The following is a 1,031-nucleotide window of genomic DNA, read 5'->3' as shown; positions in this document are numbered from 1 at the left end:
GTCTCAATTCGGGTAGTAATTCCCTGAACATCCAACCCACAAATGGCCAGCAACTCCTCTCTGGTACCTTGCTCAACAAAGCTGTCGGGCAAACCGATATTTAATACCGGCATCAGTATGTGCTGAGCTTGCAGGAAATTATTGACGGCACTCCCTGCCCCGCCAGAAATGACGTTTTCTTCCACGGTAATAAACACTTCATGACTTTTCGCCAATTCCAGTAACAGTTGCTCATCAATGGGTTTAACAAAGCGCATGTTGACGACAGTTGCGCCTAACTGCCTGCCCGCTGCCAGCGCCGGTGTCACCATGCTGCCCCACGCTAAAATAGCCAACCGACTGCCTTGATGGCGAATTTCGGCTTTACCCAACGGCAAGGCGGTCATGGTTTTTATTACTGCCACACCGGGACCTTTGCCGCGTGGATAACGCACCGATGCGGGGCCTTCATGCAGAAAACCGGTATAAAGCATTTGCCGACATTCATTTTCATCGGCAGGCGCCATAATCAGCATGTTGGGTACACAGCGCATATAGCTGTAATCGAAACTACCGGCATGGGTAGGACCATCAGGACCAACCAAGCCGGCACGATCCAGCGCAAACAGGATATCCAGGTTTTGAATGGCCACGTCATGAATCAACTGGTCATAAGCGCGTTGTAAAAACGTTGAATAAATGGCAACCACCGGTTTGGCACCCTGACAAGCCTGACCGGCTGCCAGGGTTACCGCATGTTGTTCGGCAATGGCCACATCAAAATAACGTTTGGGATACTGTTCGGAGAACTTCACCAACCCGGAACCTTCACGCATGGCCGGGGTAATGCCCAGTAAACGCTCATCCTGCTCGGCCATATCACATAACCAACTACTAAACACTTCGGTATAAGTAGGATGCACTGACGGAGCTGACTTGGGCAAGCAATCGAGACTGGGATCAAAGGCCGGAACGCCATGGTAAGCCAACGGATCTTTCTCGGCGGGCGGGTAACCTTTGCCTTTTTTGGTGACAATATGCAAAAAGCGTGG

1 protein-coding gene is annotated in these 1,031 nt (G+C 51.1%); it reads right to left on the bottom strand.

The features are described 5' to 3' along the window. Positions 1-1,031: 1-deoxy-D-xylulose-5-phosphate synthase (dxs, locus tag N7974_RS20630; RefSeq protein ID WP_262967408.1), on the bottom strand; the 1,031-nt coding region annotated here is incomplete at both ends.

It is taken from the genome of Methylobacter psychrophilus, from assembly GCF_025583945.1.
Taxonomy (GTDB): domain Bacteria; phylum Pseudomonadota; class Gammaproteobacteria; order Methylococcales; family Methylomonadaceae; genus Methylobacter_C; species Methylobacter_C psychrophilus.
The sequence above is the reverse complement of the archived record's forward strand: the minus strand, read 5'-3'. Positions and strand labels throughout refer to the sequence as shown.